Raw genomic sequence first — 19,263 nt, forward strand, 5'->3', positions numbered from 1 at the left:
AAAAAAACTGAGCAATGTAGACATTGCTCAGTTTTATACAGTAATCTTTATTTTTTAATAATTTGTTTCAGTTATTCCAGAATTGACAAGAGTCTATCATCAAATAATTATTCCCCGCCTAAAAGCGTTGCAATTTTCGCTTCCAAAGCTGCGCCACGAAGGTCTTTGTCGATAATCATTCCGTTTTCATCAAGAAGGAAGGTTGCAGGAATGGAGCGCACATTATATTGTTTTGCAATTGGATCTTGCCAAAACTGAAGGTTTGAAACGTGGTACCAATCCATTTTGTCGTCTTTTATTGCTTGTATCCATTTGTCTTTTTGTTCTGCTTTGTCTAAGGAAACACTAATAATGTTTAAGCCTTTGTCGTGATACTTGTTGTATACATTCACCACATTTGGATTCTCCATTCTGCAAGGTTTGCACCAAGATGCCCAAAAATCAATAATAGTGTATTTACCCATTGCGTCTTTTAGAGACATTGTTTCCCCAGTTGGAGTTGGTGCACTAAAATCTGGAGCTGCACTGCCTACATCGGCCTTTTTCAAAGAGTCGAGATTGTTTTTCAAATCTTGGGCCAATTGTGATGAGGCTACCTTTGGATCTAGTTTTTCAACATATGCTGAAGCTTCGGCTGCAGTGATTTCTTTTCTGCCTGCCATATCAGATATAAGCATTACTGAGAAAATCGTGTTATTGTGCTCGTTTAGAAACTGTTTTTTGTATTCGATTTCTTCACCTATCAAGTTTAAATTATCACTTTGAATTTTAGCGATTTCGACAGTATCATTAGCCTCATTTGCAGCGCGGAATTGATCCATGCGTTCTTGTTTCTTTTCGTTGAATGAATCCATTTTATCAACAAAACCGTTGTATGCCGCATTTTGCTTTCCTCCTGTTATACGAGATGCTTTTATACTATCCTTATAAATCTTGGCCTGCATATTTTCATTTTCAGGAAAAAACAAAATGGAAGCATTTGTTTCATTTATTCTTAAAAAATTTAGAGGTGTAGTTTCGCTTTTTGGATAGGTTGCAGAAAATTTCCCTTGGGTAATCTTTAAAGTGTCAATTGGTTTTGGTTGGTTGTTTTCAAAAGTGAAAACATAAATTTCAGTTCCATCAGCAAACCCAACAGCGTCTCCTTCAAGTGTGTAAGTGTTGGTTTCTTTATTGCAGGATATTAGTGAAATCGTGAGTAGTAAAGCAAAAATAAGTCTCATAAATTTTGATTTTTAAAATTTGAGCAAAAGTAGCGGTTTATTCCTTGAATGTACATTTTGACGGCTGGTTTTTATTTTTTATTAACATTTTTTTGAATAAAGAATAAAGAATAAAGAAAACTGGAATCTATTGAAATGGTTTTCAAAAGTTTCCAGTTACTATTCTTTGTTTTGGTTTTCAAATTATGCCTCAGGATGATTATCTCCAGCTTTCATCATCCAAGCATCTAGCATCCAGCTTATTTTTTCAATGTGTCCAATGAAACCGCCTATCATATCGATGGTTCCTTCATCGTCTGCATCATCAGCATTTTCAACTACCTTCCGCATTTGTTTTAATAGCTTTCCATGATCGTCGAGTAGTATTTTCACCATTTCTAAATCTTTGGTTTCTTCAGACGATTCTTTAATGTTACTAATTTTCAGGTAATCGGTAAAATTACCGCTGGGCTGAAAGCGAAGTGTCAGAATTCGTTCAGCAATTTCGTCCACTTTCAGTTTAGCGTCCTCATACATTTCCTCAAACTTTACATGAAGTTCGAAGAAATTGTTGCCCACTACGTTCCAGTGGAAATTTCGAAGTTTTTGGTAGTATAAATGATAATCTGCCAACAGCACATTAAGTTCTTTTGCTGTGGTTGTAGTTTTCTTTTTATCTAGGTTTAAATAGCCCATAATAGTCTGTTTTTAAAAGTTTCCCAAAGATAGCCAATGCCTTGTTGAACGACAATTTAAAGGGAGGGTTTAGCCTTTTTTTAACTTGATAGGGACCATTAAATATTGAAAATAATGTATGATAATAGTAGAAAATAAATTTTGTAGGAAAAAAGAGATGTTTTCTTACATTTTAATGGCTTTGCTATGGAGTATCTATGGATGGGGATTTAAGGTGACCCATCCTAAAATAACTATACAGGTTAAAGAATAAATCCTGATATAGTTATACAATGGTTTTTTTAGCTAAACTAGCTAGTAAAGTTTTTTGACCCATTTTAAATTTTTATAAAAGCCATTTTTTAATATATATTTACTCAAAATTGTACCTTTCCGCCTGAAACAAAACCTACCTATGAAAACTCTTTTAGCTATTGCAATAAAAGCCGCTTTGGAAGGCGGAACAGAAATTCTGAAAGTTTATGAAACAAATTTCAATGTTGAAATTAAGGATGACAATTCGCCATTGACCCAAGCCGATAAAAATGCCAATACTATTATAAACAGTTATTTAAAAACTACTGGAATTCCAATTATCAGCGAAGAAAATCGACAAATTGATTATTTGGAAAGAAAAAAATGGAGTCAGTGTTGGATCGTGGATCCGCTGGACGGTACTAAAGAATTTATAAAACGCAATGGTGAATTTACAGTGAATATTGCGCTCATTGATAATGGCGATCCTATTCTTGGTGTGATTTACGTTCCTGTTTCAAAAGAACTCTATTTTACTTCAGAAGACGGAAAAACTTCAAAAAAGATAATTGTTTTTTCGGAAGAAATTTCGGTTGAAGAAATATTCGAAAAGGCCGAAATAATCAAACCATCCAAAATTACTTCCGGAGTAAAAATTGTGGGTAGTCGTTCACATTTGAATGAGGATACAAAGAAATTTATTTCAGAAATTGAAAATAACCTGTCCGCAGAAGGAGGAAAAAACAAAGTAGAAATAGTTTCAAAAGGAAGTTCCTTAAAATTCTGTTTGGTGGCCGAAGGTTTGGCGCACATTTATCCGCGATTTGCCCCTACAATGGAGTGGGACACCGCCGCTGGGCATGCTATCTGTAAAGCCGTTGGTGTTTCAGTGATTGACCAAATCACTGGAAAATCGATGCAGTACAACAAGCCAAATTTACTTAATAACTATTTTTTGGTAAAAGCCTAATGAAAGATCAATCCCGAAAACGTCACATTGCCAAAACCATAACTTGGCGAATGGTTGGAACTCTTGATACCATTTTGCTATCGTGGTTAATTACGGGTAATCCTTGGACGGGACTTAAAATTGGTTTGGCAGAAGTGGTTACCAAAATGGTTTTGTATTATTTTCACGAGCGGGTTTGGTTTAAGATTAATCTTTCAGAAAAAGGTGTTATTCGTGAAAGCCGAAAACGCCACATTGCAAAAACTTTTACTTGGCGCGGGGTTGGAACATTAGACACTATGTTGCTTTCTTGGCTGATAACCGGAAACCCATTGACGGGGCTCAAGATTGGACTGTCAGAACTTTTAACCAAAATGATTTTATATTATCTTCACGAACGGGTTTGGTATCGAACCAATTATGGATTGCCAAACAGAAAATAGCTATTTATGAATGATAACATAATTCCTCATAATTTCAGTATCACACAAGAGCAACGAAGTGATTTAAAAAAACATCAACCTTTGTTGGTTTGGTTTACTGGGCTTTCTGGCTCAGGAAAGTCTACGATTGCAAATGCACTAGAAATAAAGTTATTTGAACAAGGAATACACACGTATTTATTGGATGGAGACAACGTTCGAAAAGGTTTGAACAATAACCTTTCCTTCTCCGTGGAGGACAGAACTGAAAACATCCGCCGTATTGCCGAAGTTGCCAATTTGATGATAGATGCGGGATTAGTAGTTTTGGCCTCCTTTGTTTCGCCTTATAGGGAAGACCGTGAAAATGTGAAGCGGATTGTTGGGTATGAAAATTTTCTAGAAGTTTTTGTAAATACGCCCATTGAAGAATGTGAGCGGAGAGATGTAAAAGGATTATACGAAAAAGCAAGAGCAGGGGAAATCAAAAATTTCACAGGAGTAAATGCACCCTATGAAGCACCAATGGCGCCAGATGTTGAGATTGATACTACGATGGTTTCTGTGGAAGAAGCGGTGGCTTTAATTATGACCCAAATAGAACAAAGAATAAAGAATAAAGAATAAAGAAAGGGGAGAGCCTAAAACCTCAACACCCACGAAAAACACATATAGCAATGAGTAAGTACTATTTAAATTATTTGGATGAATTAGAATCCGAAGCTATCTATATCCTTCGGGAAGTGTATGCGCAGTTTCAAAATCCAGTGATACTGTTTTCAGGAGGAAAAGATTCCATTCTGGTTACGCATTTGGCAAAGAAAGCATTTTATCCCTCAAAGATTCCTTTCCCCTTAATGCATGTTGATACAGGGCATAATTTTCCCGAAACAATTCAGTTTCGCGATGATTTAATTAAGGAATTAGGGGCTCAGCTTATAGTGGGTTCTGTTCAAGAGTCTATAGATACAGGAAGGGTTGCTGAAGAAAAAGGAAAGAATGCAACACGTAACGCCCTTCAAATTACAACTTTGTTGGATGCCATAGAAAGTAATAAAATAGACTGTGCCATTGGCGGAGGAAGACGCGATGAAGAAAAAGCCCGTGCCAAGGAACGCTTCTTTTCACATAGAGATGACTTTGGGCAATGGGACCCAAAAAACCAACGCCCCGAACTTTGGAATTTGCTGAACGGAAAACATTTTGAAGGGGAACATTTCCGTGCTTTCCCAATTAGTAATTGGACTGAAATGGATGTTTGGAATTATATTAAACGTGAAGATATCAAAATTCCGTCATTGTATTTGGCTCACCAACGCGAAGTGGTTTGGCGAAGCGATACCTGGATTCCTGTTTCAGAACATTTAAAGCTGGAAGAAAACGAAAAAATAGAAACTAAGAGAATCCGTTTTAGAACGTTGGGAGATATTACCATTACTGGTGGAATTGAATCTGAAGCTGATACTTTGGAAAAGATTGCGGTAGAAGTTGCCGCCATGCGAATGACGGAAAGAGGGAATCGTTCAGACGATAAGCGTTCTGAAACCGCGATGGAAGACAGAAAAAAACAAGGTTATTTCTAAGTTTTTAATTCAAAGCTAAATATTAAAGCACAAAAACAAATTTATAATTTAGGATAAATGATGGTAGATAATAATCAATTATTACGATTTACAACAGCTGGAAGCGTTGATGACGGTAAGAGTACTTTAATTGGAAGATTGCTTTACGATTCAAAGTCAATTTTTGAGGACCAATTGGCAGCTGTTGAAAGTACAAGTAAGAAAAAAGGCCATGACAATATTGATCTTGCCATGTTTACTGACGGCTTAAAAGAGGAGCGGGAACAAGGAATTACTATTGATGTTGCGTATCGATATTTTACGACACCTAAAAGAAAATTTATAATTGCCGATACCCCAGGCCATATTCAATATACTCGAAATATGATTACGGGAGCTTCCACCGCAAATGCAGCCATTATCTTGGTGGATGCCAGGCACGGAGTTATAGAACAGACCAAGAGACACTCTTTTATTGCTTCGCTTTTGCAAATACCACATTTAATTGTGTGTATTAATAAAATGGATCTCGTGAACTATGACGAGTCGGTATATGACAATATTGTAGATCAATATGAAAATTTGTCATCTAAACTTGTTATTCAAGATATTACCTATATACCAATTAGTGCACTACATGGCGACAACGTGGTAAATCGTTCTGAAAATATGGAATGGTACAAGGGCGCAGCTTTGTTATATACTCTTGAAACATTGCATATTAGTAATGACCTTAATAAAATTGACGCGCGTTTTCCAGTACAAACGGTGCTTCGTCCACAAAGAGAAGGATTCATAGACTATCGCGGTTATGCTGGTAGAATAGCTAGTGGCGTATTCAGAAAAGGGGATTCAGTGGTTGCGCTTCCTTCTGGTTTTACCTCAAAGATAAAAAGCATAAACACATATGATCAAGAGTTTGATGAGGCTTATGTACCAATGTCTGTTTCCATAACCTTGGAAGATGATATAGATATTAGTAGGGGCGATATGATTGTCAGAACCAATAATAGACCTGAAACTTCACAAGAATTTGACGTAATGCTTTGTTGGATGAGTAGTAAGGCATCACAGCCGAGAGCAAAATATACCGTATGCCATACGGAAAATTCGCAAAAAGCGATGATAAAGAATGTTTTGTATAAAGTGGATATCAATACTTACGATCGTATTAAGGACCAAGAAACTTTTGAGATGAATGACATTGGGCGCGTAACTATCAGAACTACTAAACCTTTGATGATTGATTCTTATGGAACCAACCGTACTACGGGAAGTATCATATTGATTGACGACAATACCAATGAAACTGTTGCAGCTGGGATGATAGTGTAAAAACCATCTATTTCATCGATGAAAGAACAAAAAATCCCCGCAAAATACCTTTATTGGGGATTTTTTGTATTCTTTAATTGCGAAATACCAAAATGAGCGTAGTATCTTTGCGAACTTTAAAAGATGGCCGTTTTTTTTCGGTTTAAGAAATTCAGATTGAAAAAATATTTCAACATATTAAAAGGAAAAGATGCAAAGGTATTGTTGGAAAATTTTTTTTCCCTTTCCGCTTTGCAATTAGTAGGTATGCTTTTGCCTCTTATAACCTTACCATATTTGTTGCGTGTTTTGGGATTTTCAAATTATGGAATTGTAATCTTAGCTGGTTCGTTGATTGCCTATTTTCAATCGATTACCGATTACAGTTTTAAAATTACTGCTACTCGCGATGTGGCTGTATTCCGAAACAGCCCAGAAAAGATGAACATTATTTACAGCAAAGTATTAATGATAAAGGGAATGTTTCTATGCCTTTCTTTTTTGGCACTTTTTGCCATTGTGATGCTCTACCCACCATTTTATGAAGAAAGAAAGGTCTTTTTCTTGACTATGCCACTTTTGTTGGGTTACAGTCTGTTTCCTGAATGGTTTTTTCAGGGAATTGAAAAGATGAAGTACATCTCACTTTTGAACATTGGTATCAAACTTTTCTTTACCATTTGTGTCTTCATTTTTATAACGAAAAAGGAAGATTACTGGATTTATCCACTCCTCCAAAGTGCAGGCTTTATTGGAGCGGGATTGGTTGGACAGTATATTTTAATTAAGAAGTATAAATTGAAATTTCGCTGGCTTCGTTTTAAAATGATAAAAAACACCATCAAGGATAATTTCCCCATATTTATAAACCAATTTTTACCAAATCTCTATAATAATACCAATACGTTACTGCTCGGAATATTTACAACCACCTATTTGGTGGGGATTTACGATGCACTTAAAAAAATAATAGACCTTTGCGTGGCTTTGCTAAATGTAGTTTCAAGAGTATTCTTTCCATTTCTTAATAGAAGAAAAGACGCTTTCCCGAAGTATCGCAATATGATGTTGGTTTTGGGGCTAGTCTTGGCTATGATGCCTATTATAGTAAACCCTTTAGTTTTTTGGTATTTGGATATGGTATATGAAAATGCACTTTTAATTTTAACGTTGCTATCCTTAAGCATTATTGGTTATACAGCGTATGATATTTTTGGATTGAATTATTTTATAATACGCAGAAAAGATAAATTGGTGATGAAGAATACCATTGTATCATCTTTAATTGGGTTTGTTTTGGCATTCCCGCTGATATACTTTTTTAATATTTTGGGAGCAGCTATAAACCTAATGTTCGCAAGATTTATGATGGGCGGCGGATTAACTTGGAATTATTTTAAATCAAAAAAATGAAAATAGCTATACAGCATAGGGAAGGAGGTTTTACGGAACGATGGATTGCTTACTGCCAAAAAAACAGTCTAGACTTCTTATTGGTGGACTGTTTTAAAACCGATATTCTTAATATCTTAAGAAAAGAGAAAGTAACCCATTTAATGTGGCATTTAAACCACGCATCCTCAAAAGATTTGATGGTCTATCCTTACGTTATGAATGCTGCGAAAAACATGTGCATCAAAACTTTTCCTAATTTCAACACTCGCTGGCATTTTGACGATAAAATTGCTCAAAAATATTTGTTTGAAAGTATTGGCGCCCCATTGGTAAAAAGCGATGTTTTTTATGAAAGAGAAGATGCATTGTCTTTTTTGAATACATCCCAGCTGCCTTTGGTTGCCAAGCTTAAACGAGGTGCGGGTTCTACGAACGTAAAATTGATTAAATCAAAAGCGGAAGGAGAGGAATACATAAAAAGGTTATTTTCAGAAGGCATCGTCTCAACAGCTAAGGCACTTGGTAATTTTGACCAAAAACTACGTGTAGCAAAACAAATAAAAGATCCTGTTAAACTAATAAAGAAAACCATCGGGTTTTTTAAAAAAAATAGGAGGGAGCGCACCTTGGCCAATGTTGAAAAAGGATATGTCTATTTTCAAGAATTCATGCCAAATAACGAGTTTGACATACGTATAATAGTTGTGGGTGAGATTGCTTTCGGTATTCGAAGATTTAACAAAGAAAATGATTTCCGCGCTTCGGGTAGTGGAAAGATTGATTTTGAAGTAGCAAAAATTGATTTGGAAACTGTGAAAATAGCTTTTGATGTTACACAGAAGATTGGAGGTCAGTGTTTGGCTTTTGATTTTGTCTATAATTTAAATAAAGAACCTAAGATTGTTGAAGTCTGTTTTGGGTTTTCAATGAAAGCATATGATGCCTGTCCAGGTTATTGGAAAAAGGACTTGAGTTTTGTTGAGGGCACCTTCATCCCACAGGAGTTTATGATGGAAAACTTTCTTAACGAGTAATGGAAATTTCTCGCGAAATATTGACTAGGGTTACCATTTTGGATATATCCTTGATATTGATGTATATTGTTGGGATAGTTGCACTTGCGAGAAAATTTAGGAGTGTATCGATTAAGTTTGTGAGGCTCTTCACTTTAATTGGTGCTTTACATCTTCTATTTACATTTCTTTATTATTACCTAACGTTAGACAACGTAGCAGATGCCATTGGTTACTATAGAAGAGTTATTTATTTATACGATAGTTGGAATGAAACATTTGGACAGGGAACAACCTTCATCTATTTTACGTTATATCCTCTCGTAAAATTTTTCGGTTTGTCATATTTCGGGGCTTACTTTATCTACTCTTTTTTAGGGCTTTTAGGGTTTTATTATTTGCTAAATGTTCTAATCAATATTACGGACAAAAATTGGAGTAATTGGTTTTACATACTATTGCTACCCAATGCCCACTATTGGACCGTTGGGATTGGTAAGGATTCTTTAATGTTTTTTGGAATTAGCTTTCTTGTTTATTTGTATTTTTTTAGAAAGAAATGGTTTTTATATATTTTTCCTTTGCTACTTGTTGCTTTTATTAGGTTGCATACACTTTTCTTTATACTGACTGCCTTTGGTGCTACTCAAATTCTTTTAAATAAGAAGATTAAGATTTCGACAAAAATTTTGGTATTTGTCTTCCTTGGAGGAATTTTATTTATGTTGTTTCCATTTTTAATGGCAAGGGTCGGTTTTGTGGATACCGAAAGTATTTTATCTCAGTTTGAGGATTTGGCAGGTCAAAAAATTGAAGGCGGATCGTCAATTTATATGGGTGACAAAACATTAATAGTCAAGTGGCTGAGTTATATGTTTAGACCTCTTTTTTATGACGTTTTTAATATATTGAGCTTAATCGTTTCCTTTGAAAATGCCCTTTGGTTAATCTTTTTCTTTAAAATTTTTAAAAATTTACGAAAAAAAATACAATTGAAATATCAAGAAGTTTACTGGTTTACTTTTTCAGCAGTTTTTTTTATTACAATCCCAGCAGCTTATTTGTTATATAATTTGGGAATCGCGGTTCGACAAAAGACGATGATTATACCTTTTCTTTTTATTCTTGTGTTTTTGTCGATTTTTAGATTAAAGAAAAATATATAATGGAGCAGAGAAAAAAAATATATTTTTTTACAATGTCACTAGCAAAAGGTGGGGCAGAAAACCAGCTAGTGAGGTTAGCACTCTATTATAAAAAAAAGGGATATGAAGTAACTATTATCCAGACGTTCCCTGAAAATGATTTTGTGGATGAACTCACAAAAAATCAAATAGATAACTTAGAATTTAGATATAATTCTCCAAATGGAATTAGGGGACTATTTTCATTTATAAAAAAAAATAGACCTGATGTAATCATATCTTTTATGTTTGCTGCAAATCTCGTTGCTAGAGCCGTGAAATTTAGATTTAAAACTCCAATAATTACATCAGTTCGAAGTGAGAAAATTTCTAAACTATACAATTTTTTATATAGAATTTCATACAAAATTGATGATTTCACTGTGTTTAACTCAGCAGTTTCTCTATCAGTTTTTAGAGAAAAACATTTAACCTTACAAAAAAAATCAATTTATATTCCCAATGCAATTATAATCGATGCGCTCCCAGTGTTAGAATCTAAAAACAGTGTATTTACATTAATAAGTATAGCACACTTTAGACCAGCAAAGGATTACAAAACACTGTTTGAAGCTATAAAAATTTTAAATGATCAAAACGTGCCAATAAAACTTATTGTTTTGGGTAAAACTCTTGGTCAAGAATGGCCAGACATTTTTTTAGAAAAATTGGGAATAAAAGATTTGGTTGAAATTAAAGGATATGTGCCTTATCCAAAAGAATATTTTTCTAAGGTTGATGCTTTAGTTCTTTCTACTTTTTGGGAAGGTACTCCAAATGCAATTTTGGAGGCTATGGCAAATAAGCTTCCAATTATTTCTACCGACATTACAGTTTGTAATAAACTTATTACAAATGCAAAATGTGGCTTTTTGTCTGCTCCACAAGATGCACTAGATTTAAGTTTGAAGATTCAAGAACTCATGGCTTTACCTGAAACTGAAAGAGAAATGCTTGGAACTAATGGCTATAACTATACTGTAGAACATTATTCAGAAAATATTGTTTATGAGCAATGGGAGAAATTGATTGATAATTTACTATGATTTTGAATAAAACAAAAATAGTACGGATAACCACTATCCCTGTCTCTCTTGAAAAATTACTTGAGGGTCAACTGGCGTTTATGTCAAAAGAATTTGAGGTTATTGCTATTTCTTCAGAGGAAGATCGTTTGAAAGAATACGGTTTTAATGAAGGAGTGCGAGTATTTCCATTGGAACTTACACGGAAAATTACTCCTATTACAGATATTAAATCAGTTTATAAATTATATCGGTTCTTAAAAAAAGAGAAACCACTAATTGTTCACACCCACACCCCAAAAGCTGGAATTGTAGGAATGATGGCTGGCTGGTTGGCAAATGTTCCTATACGATTACATACAGTTGCTGGACTGCCGTTGATGGAAGCTATCGGTTTTAAAAGAAAGGTTTTGAATCTTGTTGAAAAATTAACCTACGGTTTTGCTACTAAAGTTTATCCCAACTCTAAAGGTTTGTATGATTTTATTGTTTCTGAAAAGTTTGCAAAACCTGCAAAGCTTTCAATAATAGGTAAGGGAAGCAGCAATGGAATTGACACCGCATATTTTGACCCATCATTATTTAATGAGCAGCAAGAGCTAACTTTGAAAGAACAAATAGCTATTCCTTTTGACGATTTCGTTTTTGTATATGTGGGGCGTATGGTAGGTGATAAAGGTATTAATGAATTAATTGAAGCCTTTAAAGAAGTTTCTTCAAATAAAAGCAATGTTTCTTTATTGCTCGTAGGGCCATTTGAAAATGACTTGGATCCTTTGCATTCAGAAACACTTCAAGCTTTAAAGTCTCATAAAAAGATTTTTGCTGTAGGACTTCAAAATGATGTACGTCCTTATCTTTCCATAGCAGATGTTTTGACATTTCCTAGCTATAGAGAGGGTTTTCCAAACGTGGTAATGCAGGCCGGCGCAATGGGACTGCCATCAATAGTTTCAAACATTAATGGGTGCAACGAGATTATAGAAAACGGCAAGAATGGAATAATCATTTCTCCAAAAAATATAGTTGAACTTAAAAACACTATGCAACAGTTAATAGAAAATGTGGACTTATTTAAAAACTTGAAGAACAATTCGAGAAGAATGATTGTTGAGCGCTACCAAAGGGAAGAAATCTGGTCAGCGTTAATGAACGAATACCAAGTACTTAAGAGTAGTATTCAATAAACAGAAACACTTGTAGATTAATATCATATTTATATTTAAGAGAATAGTTTATGTATCGTAACTTTTTTAAACTTTTTTTTGATTTCCTATTTTCATTAGTGGGGCTGGTTGTTTTAAGCCCAATTTTTATAATAGTTACTATATGTTTATATATTGTAAATGATAGGAAACCACTTTTTTATCAACTCCGTCCTGGAAAAAATGAAAAGATTTTTAAGATTATAAAGTTCAAGACGATGAACGATAAAACCGGCATTGATGGAGATCTCCTGAAAGATGCAGAAAGACTAACAAAAGTTGGAAAAATAGTTAGAAAAACCAGTCTCGATGAGCTTCCCCAATTAATAAATGTATTAAAAGGAGATATGAGTTTTATAGGTCCAAGACCTTTATTGCCAGAATATCTACCTTTGTACACCGAAGTTCAAAAAAGAAGGCACTTGGTAAAACCAGGCATTACTGGTTTGGCCCAAGCAAAAGGAAGAAACCACATGAAGTTTAGTGAAAGACTTAAAAATGATGTTTACTATGTCGAAAATCTGAGCTTTGCATTGGATATCAAAATCATTTTTCTTACTATTCGGTCTATACTTTTTAAACCTTCAAGCGTGGTAATTGGACAAACGGTAGATGACGTTGATGATATTGGCCTAAGTGAAAATTTAAGTTCTAATCATTTCAAAAAAAGATAAAATGAATATAAAGGGTAAAAAGGTTATTTTAAAAGCTATAGAAAGAGAGGATTTATCACTATTGAATAAATGGTCCAATGATCCTGAAATAAATTATATGCTGGGTGGCTGGCATTTTCCCAGTAGTTCACAGGATCAGGAAAAATGGTACAACAATTTATCTTTCAACAATAATAATCAACGCTTGGCCATATATACCGAGGATTTAGGTTTGATTGGAATGGTAAACCTTGTTGACATAAACTGGAAAGACCGAAGAGCGTTTACTGGAATGCTTTTAGGTGATAAGGATATGCGCGGAAAAGGCTATGGCAAAGACACTATTATGGCAGTCAACAGATATGCTTTTGAGGAATTGGGTTTAATGCGATTGGACGGTTCTATGATTTCTTATAATGAAGCCTCTCTAAAAGTTTATATTGATAAGTGTGGATGGATTAAGGAAGGAGTTAAAAAAAATGCTTATTTCAGAAAAAATGAATGGTGGGATGAAATTATTGTAGGAATTACTAGGGATGACTATTTCAATTTTTTAAGCCAAAATAATTATTGGCATGATTAGAGAAGAATTTGGATCTGATTTTCATTATGTCCTTTCGGAAAAATGGCGCAATTTAGATGCCATTAATTCCTATTTTAATGAAAATGATTATTCTCTTCATTTTTCTGGACGTTCCGCTCTGTACTCAATTTTAAAATCAGGTATCGAACAATTCGGTTGGAAAACTATTGCTGTGCCATCCTATTATTGCCACGAAGTTTACAGTTTTATAGAGAAACTTCCAATTAGGATACATTACTATGAAATTACTCCTTTTTTTGATAGGGTTGTTTCTTTAAAAAATTGGGAGGACACAGACCAAGCAGTAATTTTGATTGTAGACTATTTTGGATTGGGAAAACCAAATATTGAAAATATTGAAGAATCTGTAATTATAGAAGATCTTACCCATAATCTTGGGGAAATAAAGAATTCAAATGCTCACTACTGTTTTGGCTCTTTAAGAAAAGTACTACCACTGCCAGTTGGTGGTTTCTGCTATTCACCTAAGAAATTAAATTTTGAAGTACCACTTCAAAATTTGAAAGCTGAAGATATAGCCGTTAAAAAAATAGCGGCTATGTATTTAAAAAAACTGTACTTAGAGCAAATATTTCACGAAAAGGATACTTTTAGAATTTTTTTTGCAGAAAGTGAGAATGATTTTGAAGAATCTTTTACTTATGCGGCACTACCTAAAATTGTTGATGAACTCTTGCGAACTCTTCGTGTGAATGAAATTATTTTAAAGAAAGGGGATAATCTTCGATTTGCAAAACAGCTTCTTAAACCAACCGAAGTTTTTCAAGTAATTTCAAACAACAATAATTCTGAATTTGCCTTAATACTTAAATTCAACGATTGTGAAAAAAGAGATTTAATGAAACATTTTTTGATTGAAGAAAGAATATATCCCATTGTTCTATGGCCTGATCAAAAATCTGAAGCCAATAAGAACTTTCAGGATTCAATTTTATTTATTCATGTTGACTTTCGTTACAACAATAACCAGATAGAACATATTATATCAAAAATCAACCAATATACAAAGAATGCATAGTTTTGAAATAATAAATGTAAACTCACAAAAGTGGAATGAAATTGTGAGGTCTAGCTTCACCCATGATTTTCATCACACCGCATTTTATAATACCTTAGAGAATAATAATAAAGCGGTAATGCTCTATCTTGAAGAAAGTAATGATTTTATTGCGCTCCCTTTGATAATTCGTGAAATAGAAGGAACCGAATGGTTTGATGCAACTTCTGTTTATGGATATTGTGGACCAATTTCAAATAAGAAGTTTACAGACTTGAACCTATCTATTATTAAACAATTTGTTGACGAAACCAAAACATATTTCCACAATAATAATATTATAGCGGCTTTTTCAAGGCTTCACCCTCTAATTGATCAACATACGTTATTTAATAACTTCGGAATTATTGAAGAATTGAATAAAACCGTTTCAATAGACTTAACAATTAGTCCAGAGGCACAAAGAAAACAATATCGAAAATCCAATAAATCTGAGCTAAACCAATTAAGGCGTAAAGGTTTTATAATTGAAGAAGCAAAAAGTCAGGCTGAGGTTGATGCTTTTATAGCAATATATACCGAAACTATGGATAAAGTTGGGGCAGGAGCAGAATATTATTTCAGTAATTCATATTTTCATTTGTTTTTAAAGAATTCAGACTTTGAAAGTAAATTGTTATTAGCAAAATTTGAAGGTAAAATTGTTGCAGGAGCCATCTTCACCATCAGCAATAAAATAATGCAATACCATCTAGCAGGAACTTCGGAAGAATTTATGAAAGATACGCCAATGAAATTAATATTGGATGAGGCACGTTTGCTGGGAAATACATTAAATTTGCAGGCTTTGCATCTTGGGGGTGGAGTGGGCGGACAAGACAGTGACTCCTTATTTAGGTTTAAATCTGGTTTTTCCAAAAATTTCTGCCAATTCTCTGTTTGGAAACAAATAAATGATCAAGAAAAATATGACTTCCTTGTTAGCCAAAAATCATTGGATAATTCGAATAACAATTATTTTCCTCTTTATAGAGGTTAGTAAAGATTTATAGGTTTAAGTTTACGAGAAATGTTGAAGCGACTTATAAATATTTTTTTTTCAATAATTATGCTCGTGTTGTTTTCATGGGTAATCATCCTGAGCATTTTTTTGGCAAGCATTGACACTTCTTCTTTTGGGCTATTTTTACAAGAGCGGGTAGGTCAATATGGAAAAACATTTAATATATTTAAAATCAGAACAATAAATGACAAAACATCCAAAATATCAAAATTCGGATTGTTTTTAAGAAAATCGAAATTAGACGAACTACCACAGTTACTAAACATTCTTTTAGGACAAATGAGTTTTGTTGGCCCCAGACCTGATATTCCAGGTTACTATGATTTATTAAAGGGAGAAGACAGAAAAATTTTGGAGTTGAAACCAGGCTTAACGAGCGAAGCTTCCTTAAAATATTACAATGAAGAATCAGTCTTACAAAATGAACCAAACCCAACAGTTTATAATGACACTGTCATTTTTCCTGATAAAGTTAGAATGAATTTGGAATATTATTATAATCACTCAATTTACGAAGACCTGAGGATAATTTTTAAAACGATATCAAAATTCTTTAGAAAATAGATTTTAAAAAAATGAGTAATTCAAAAATATATCTTTCCTCCCCACATATGGGTGGTACAGAACAGTCTTTTGTTAACGAGGCATTTGAAACCAACTGGATTGCGCCATTGGGCCCTAATGTAGAAGGTTTCGAAAAAGACTTGGAAAACTATCTTGGAGTCGAAAACCACGTTGCCGCCTTAAGCTCTGGTACCGCAGCGCTTCATTTGGCTTTGATTTTATTGGGTGTTGAGAGAGGGGATGAGGTTATTTGCCAAAGCATGACTTTTTCTGCTTCTGCAAACCCGATAGTCTATCAAGGGGCAATCCCAATATTTGTTGACAGTGAACCGGATACTTGGAACATCTGCCCAAACCATTTGGAAGAAGCAATCAAGGACCGAATTGCCAAAGGGAAGAAACCAAAAGCAATCATTGCCGTACATCTATATGGAATGCCCTATAAAGTTGATGAAATAAAAAAGATTTCTGAAAAATATGAAATTCCTATTGTTGAGGACAGTGCAGAAGCATTGGGAAGTAGCTATAAAGGCCAAAAATGCGGAACATTCGGAGACATTTCAATCCTTTCCTTCAACGGGAACAAAATCATTACCACATCTGGTGGTGGTGCCTTAGTCTCAAAGAATTTAAAGCTTAAAGATAAAGCCATATTTTTGGCAACCCAAGCCCGGGACGCGGCTCCACATTACCAGCATTCAGAAATTGGCTATAACTATAGACTAAGCAATATTTCTGCGGGTATTGGTCGTGGACAAATGGAAGTTTTGGACAAACATGTTGGTTTGAGACAAAAGATGAACCAATTTTATCGTGATATTTTTCGGAATACAATGGGAGTAAAGGTTTTTTCTGAGCCCAATTCCGATTATTTCTCCAATCATTGGTTATCTTGTGTTTTAATTGATAAAGCGCTGTGTTGTTTTTCACCCGAAGAAATTAGATTGGCAATGGCCGAAAATAATATAGAATCGCGGCCTTTATGGAAACCGATGCATTTACAGCCAGTTTTTAAAAATGCACCGTATTATGGAGCCGATATTTCAGAAAAACTTTTTGAATTTGGTCTCTGTTTACCTTCGGGCTCAAATTTAAAAGAACAAGAAAAGGTTAAGATTAACGATGTTTTAATACATTTCATCGATATTTGAGATATATTTGCAATCCCAAATGTTATGAAATGGTGTTGAGAAAATATTCCCTATTAGCGAGAATAAAAATGCGTAGTAAAAAAATGACTTTTTTAAATCAACGGTATTTGCCACGTTGGGCAGTTTTTTTATTGGATATATTTATCTGTATCGTTTCATTCGCAACGATGTTTTTAATACTTGACGGCACTCCACTAAAGCCCCATACAGCATGGCCAACACTTTTGCGGGGAACATTTCTAATTGCGGTCAACGTTATTTTCTTTTATTCGTTTAAAACGTATGCAGGAATTGTACGCCATTCCACATTTACCGATGTTTTTAAAGTAGCATCTTCTTCATTTTTAACGGCTTTTGCCGCTATTGCATTTAACTATATCTATTTCGTTTTCACAGGCCAAAAAATATTTTTGACCACGGGTATTTTGCTGTATATGTTCTTTTCTTTCACGTTAATGTTGTTTTTCAGAATAGCGGTAAAAGAAACATATCAATATATAAAGACAGTAACCACTGGAAAACTAAAAAAAAGAGTGGTGATTCTAGGGATGGACGACCAAACCATTTCTTTGGGAAAAGCCCTAACCACAGAATCCAATCTTCCCTATAAACTTGTTGGTTTTATTACCGAAAACCAAATCAATAAAAATTTAAAAATACTGAACAAGCCGGTTTTTTCTGTATCAATAACAAGTACTTCCAACGAGTTTACAGAGCTTTTAGCGCAACACAACCTTGACGGTGTTTTGATTGTAAGCGAATCGCTTAACATTAAAGAAAAAAACCAAATTGTTGAAGCTTGTCTGGCCAATAAAGTTGAAATTTTCAATGTGCCGCTTGTGGAACATTGGAACCGAAAGGAAGACATTCAAACACAAATAAAACCTATTCAGATTGAAGATTTGCTAGAGCGTACTCCCATAGCAATGGATATTCAACTCATAAAAAACGACTTGCGCGGTAAAACTATACTGGTAACTGGTGGAGCAGGCTCTATTGGTAGTGAAATTGTAAAACAGTTAGCTGCTTTCAGGCCTAAAAAAATTGTAATACTGGACAATGCTGAATCTGCTTTGCACGATATGGAACTTTATATGAACCAAAATCACTGCGGGCTGAACTTTGCAATAATGTTAGCAGACATCAGAAACCGTGAACGCATGGAAATGCTCTTTGCGAAGTATAAATTTGATATGGTCTATCACGCTGCGGCATACAAACATGTTCCATTGATTGAAAAGAACCCACACGAAGCGATTTATGTAAATATTGGTGGAACCATAAACTTGGCAAATCTTTCTGTAAAATATAATATTGAAAAATTTGTAATGGTTTCTACTGACAAAGCCGTGAACCCAACCAATGTGATGGGAGCATCAAAACGTGCTGCAGAAATTTATGTTCAATCCTTACAAGAACATATAAATACGGATACGCGTTTTATAACTACTCGTTTCGGAAATGTGTTAGGCTCAAATGGCTCGGTAATTCCTTATTTCAGAAAACAAATTGCTGCTGGTGGTCCGGTAACAGTTACCCATAAAGATATTATCAGGTATTTTATGACCATTAGCGAGGCATGCCAATTGGTTTTGCAAGCAGGCACTATGGGCAATGGAGGCGAAATATATGTTTTCGATATGGGGAAACCTATAAAAATCCTCGATATGGCAGAACGAATGATTCGGCTGTCTGGTCTAAAACCTTATGAAGATATTGATATAGAAATTACAGGACTTAGACCTGGCGAAAAATTATACGAAGAATTGTTGAATGATACTTGCACCTCTTTACCGACCTATCATCCAAAAATTATGGTGTCAAAAGTGCCGACACTGGATTATGGTGAAATAACTATTAAAATACAGGAAATAATTGCTCTTTCGGAATACGGAAAAGGAAAAGAAATTGTGAAAAAACTAAAAGAACTTATCCCCGAATTTTTGAGTAATAATTCAGAATATGAAATCTTGGATGTTCAGAAACATCTTCAGGTTGTATCAGCCCCCACAGATACTCATTAAAAACAA

19 protein-coding genes are annotated in these 19,263 nt (G+C 34.4%); 17 read left to right on the plus strand and 2 right to left on the minus strand.

The features are described 5' to 3' along the window. Nucleotides 1-107 precede the first annotated feature (107 nt). Both ESU54_RS07895 and ESU54_RS07900 read right to left on the minus strand, forming a co-directional pair. On the minus strand, nt 108-1,223 hold the full coding sequence (locus tag ESU54_RS07895; RefSeq protein ID WP_111845434.1) for a TlpA disulfide reductase family protein: 1,116 nt from the start codon (nt 1,221-1,223) through the stop codon (nt 108-110). A gap of 183 nt (nt 1,224-1,406) precedes the next feature. Next, nucleotides 1,407-1,898, minus strand: a complete 492-nt coding sequence (locus ESU54_RS07900) for a Dps family protein (protein ID WP_111845435.1) — start codon at nt 1,896-1,898, stop codon at nt 1,407-1,409. A gap of 394 nt (nt 1,899-2,292) precedes the next feature. Between ESU54_RS07900 and cysQ the strand changes: the two genes are divergently transcribed. From cysQ to ESU54_RS07985, 17 genes are all read left to right on the plus strand, one after another. Continuing rightward, a complete protein-coding gene (gene cysQ, locus ESU54_RS07905) occupies nt 2,293-3,102 on the plus strand; it encodes a 3'(2'),5'-bisphosphate nucleotidase CysQ (RefSeq protein ID WP_111845436.1) in 810 nt (269 codons plus the stop codon). Beyond that, nucleotides 3,102-3,524, plus strand: coding sequence for a DUF2061 domain-containing protein (locus ESU54_RS07910; RefSeq protein ID WP_111845437.1), 423 nt, complete (start codon nt 3,102-3,104; stop codon nt 3,522-3,524). Before cysQ ends, ESU54_RS07910 begins: the two co-directional genes overlap by 1 nt. Nucleotides 3,525-3,530: 6 nt before the next feature. Next, complete coding sequence (cysC, locus tag ESU54_RS07915) at nt 3,531-4,130, plus strand: adenylyl-sulfate kinase (RefSeq protein WP_111845438.1); 600 nt, start codon at nt 3,531-3,533, stop codon at nt 4,128-4,130. A 50-nt stretch (nt 4,131-4,180) separates the two neighbouring features. Further along, the gene (gene cysD / locus ESU54_RS07920; protein ID WP_111845439.1) at nt 4,181-5,086 is read left to right on the plus strand and encodes a sulfate adenylyltransferase subunit CysD; all 906 of its coding nucleotides are present in this window, start codon (nt 4,181-4,183) and stop codon (nt 5,084-5,086) included. A gap of 57 nt (nt 5,087-5,143) precedes the next feature. Further along, on the plus strand, nt 5,144-6,400 hold the full coding sequence (locus ESU54_RS07925) for a sulfate adenylyltransferase subunit 1 (protein WP_111845440.1): 1,257 nt from the start codon (nt 5,144-5,146) through the stop codon (nt 6,398-6,400). A gap of 123 nt (nt 6,401-6,523) precedes the next feature. Then, entirely contained in the window at nt 6,524-7,792 is a 1,269-nt protein-coding gene (locus ESU54_RS07930) for an oligosaccharide flippase family protein (protein ID WP_111845441.1), read from the plus strand. Beyond that, complete coding sequence (locus ESU54_RS07935) at nt 7,789-8,808, plus strand: ATP-grasp domain-containing protein (RefSeq protein WP_111845442.1); 1,020 nt, start codon at nt 7,789-7,791, stop codon at nt 8,806-8,808. The genes ESU54_RS07930 and ESU54_RS07935 overlap by 4 nt, the downstream gene beginning before the upstream one ends. A gap of 56 nt (nt 8,809-8,864) precedes the next feature. Further along, entirely contained in the window at nt 8,865-9,953 is a 1,089-nt protein-coding gene (locus ESU54_RS07940) for a hypothetical protein (protein WP_146744027.1), read from the plus strand. Between the two features lie 32 nt (nt 9,954-9,985). Further along, entirely contained in the window at nt 9,986-11,017 is a 1,032-nt protein-coding gene (locus tag ESU54_RS07945; RefSeq protein WP_160113299.1) for a glycosyltransferase family 4 protein, read from the plus strand. After that, on the plus strand, nt 11,014-12,183 hold the full coding sequence (locus ESU54_RS07950; protein WP_200830116.1) for a glycosyltransferase family 4 protein: 1,170 nt from the start codon (nt 11,014-11,016) through the stop codon (nt 12,181-12,183). Before ESU54_RS07945 ends, ESU54_RS07950 begins: the two co-directional genes overlap by 4 nt. A 50-nt stretch (nt 12,184-12,233) precedes the next feature. Continuing rightward, nucleotides 12,234-12,875, plus strand: a complete 642-nt coding sequence (locus tag ESU54_RS07955) for a sugar transferase (RefSeq protein WP_111845445.1) — start codon at nt 12,234-12,236, stop codon at nt 12,873-12,875. A 1-nt stretch (nt 12,876) separates the two neighbouring features. Continuing rightward, nucleotides 12,877-13,437: a GNAT family N-acetyltransferase gene (locus ESU54_RS07960; RefSeq protein WP_111845446.1), complete on the plus strand. Its 561-nt coding sequence runs from the start codon at nt 12,877-12,879 to the stop codon at nt 13,435-13,437. After that, the gene (locus tag ESU54_RS07965; protein ID WP_111845447.1) at nt 13,430-14,476 is read left to right on the plus strand and encodes a hypothetical protein; all 1,047 of its coding nucleotides are present in this window, start codon (nt 13,430-13,432) and stop codon (nt 14,474-14,476) included. The genes ESU54_RS07960 and ESU54_RS07965 overlap by 8 nt, the downstream gene beginning before the upstream one ends. Next, on the plus strand, nt 14,469-15,494 hold the full coding sequence (locus ESU54_RS07970) for a GNAT family N-acetyltransferase (RefSeq protein ID WP_111845448.1): 1,026 nt from the start codon (nt 14,469-14,471) through the stop codon (nt 15,492-15,494). The genes ESU54_RS07965 and ESU54_RS07970 overlap by 8 nt, the downstream gene beginning before the upstream one ends. A gap of 30 nt (nt 15,495-15,524) precedes the next feature. After that, the gene (locus tag ESU54_RS07975; RefSeq protein ID WP_111845449.1) at nt 15,525-16,082 is read left to right on the plus strand and encodes a sugar transferase; all 558 of its coding nucleotides are present in this window, start codon (nt 15,525-15,527) and stop codon (nt 16,080-16,082) included. Nucleotides 16,083-16,093: 11 nt separating this feature from the next. Next, the gene (locus ESU54_RS07980; RefSeq protein ID WP_111845450.1) at nt 16,094-17,233 is read left to right on the plus strand and encodes a DegT/DnrJ/EryC1/StrS family aminotransferase; all 1,140 of its coding nucleotides are present in this window, start codon (nt 16,094-16,096) and stop codon (nt 17,231-17,233) included. Between the two features lie 83 nt (nt 17,234-17,316). After that, the gene (locus ESU54_RS07985; RefSeq protein WP_235004618.1) at nt 17,317-19,257 is read left to right on the plus strand and encodes a polysaccharide biosynthesis protein; all 1,941 of its coding nucleotides are present in this window, start codon (nt 17,317-17,319) and stop codon (nt 19,255-19,257) included. Nucleotides 19,258-19,263 lie beyond the last annotated feature (6 nt).

The sequence above is a fragment of the Aequorivita antarctica genome (assembly GCF_007997155.1).
In the GTDB taxonomy this organism is placed as follows: Bacteria; Bacteroidota; Bacteroidia; order Flavobacteriales; family Flavobacteriaceae; genus Aequorivita; species Aequorivita antarctica.

Bases quoted from the DNA above. Each gene is read 5' to 3' on its own strand.
- ESU54_RS07895 (WP_111845434.1), bottom strand. From the start codon at position 1,223: ATGAGACTTATTTTTGCTTTACTACTCACGATTTCACTAATATCCTGC.
- ESU54_RS07900 (WP_111845435.1), bottom strand. From the start codon at position 1,898: ATGGGCTATTTAAACCTAGATAAAAAGAAAACTACAACCACAGCAAAA.
- cysQ (WP_111845436.1), top strand. From the start codon at position 2,293: ATGAAAACTCTTTTAGCTATTGCAATAAAAGCCGCTTTGGAAGGCGGA.
- ESU54_RS07910 (WP_111845437.1), top strand. From the start codon at position 3,102: ATGAAAGATCAATCCCGAAAACGTCACATTGCCAAAACCATAACTTGG.
- cysC (WP_111845438.1), top strand. From the start codon at position 3,531: ATGAATGATAACATAATTCCTCATAATTTCAGTATCACACAAGAGCAA.
- cysD (WP_111845439.1), top strand. From the start codon at position 4,181: ATGAGTAAGTACTATTTAAATTATTTGGATGAATTAGAATCCGAAGCT.
- ESU54_RS07925 (WP_111845440.1), top strand. From the start codon at position 5,144: ATGATGGTAGATAATAATCAATTATTACGATTTACAACAGCTGGAAGC.
- ESU54_RS07930 (WP_111845441.1), top strand. From the start codon at position 6,524: ATGGCCGTTTTTTTTCGGTTTAAGAAATTCAGATTGAAAAAATATTTC.
- ESU54_RS07935 (WP_111845442.1), top strand. From the start codon at position 7,789: ATGAAAATAGCTATACAGCATAGGGAAGGAGGTTTTACGGAACGATGG.
- ESU54_RS07945 (WP_160113299.1), top strand. From the start codon at position 9,986: ATGTCACTAGCAAAAGGTGGGGCAGAAAACCAGCTAGTGAGGTTAGCA.
- ESU54_RS07950 (WP_200830116.1), top strand. From the start codon at position 11,014: ATGATTTTGAATAAAACAAAAATAGTACGGATAACCACTATCCCTGTC.
- ESU54_RS07955 (WP_111845445.1), top strand. From the start codon at position 12,234: ATGTATCGTAACTTTTTTAAACTTTTTTTTGATTTCCTATTTTCATTA.
- ESU54_RS07960 (WP_111845446.1), top strand. From the start codon at position 12,877: ATGAATATAAAGGGTAAAAAGGTTATTTTAAAAGCTATAGAAAGAGAG.
- ESU54_RS07965 (WP_111845447.1), top strand. From the start codon at position 13,430: ATGATTAGAGAAGAATTTGGATCTGATTTTCATTATGTCCTTTCGGAA.
- ESU54_RS07970 (WP_111845448.1), top strand. From the start codon at position 14,469: ATGCATAGTTTTGAAATAATAAATGTAAACTCACAAAAGTGGAATGAA.
- ESU54_RS07975 (WP_111845449.1), top strand. From the start codon at position 15,525: ATGTTGAAGCGACTTATAAATATTTTTTTTTCAATAATTATGCTCGTG.
- ESU54_RS07980 (WP_111845450.1), top strand. From the start codon at position 16,094: ATGAGTAATTCAAAAATATATCTTTCCTCCCCACATATGGGTGGTACA.
- ESU54_RS07985 (WP_235004618.1), top strand. From the start codon at position 17,317: ATGACTTTTTTAAATCAACGGTATTTGCCACGTTGGGCAGTTTTTTTA.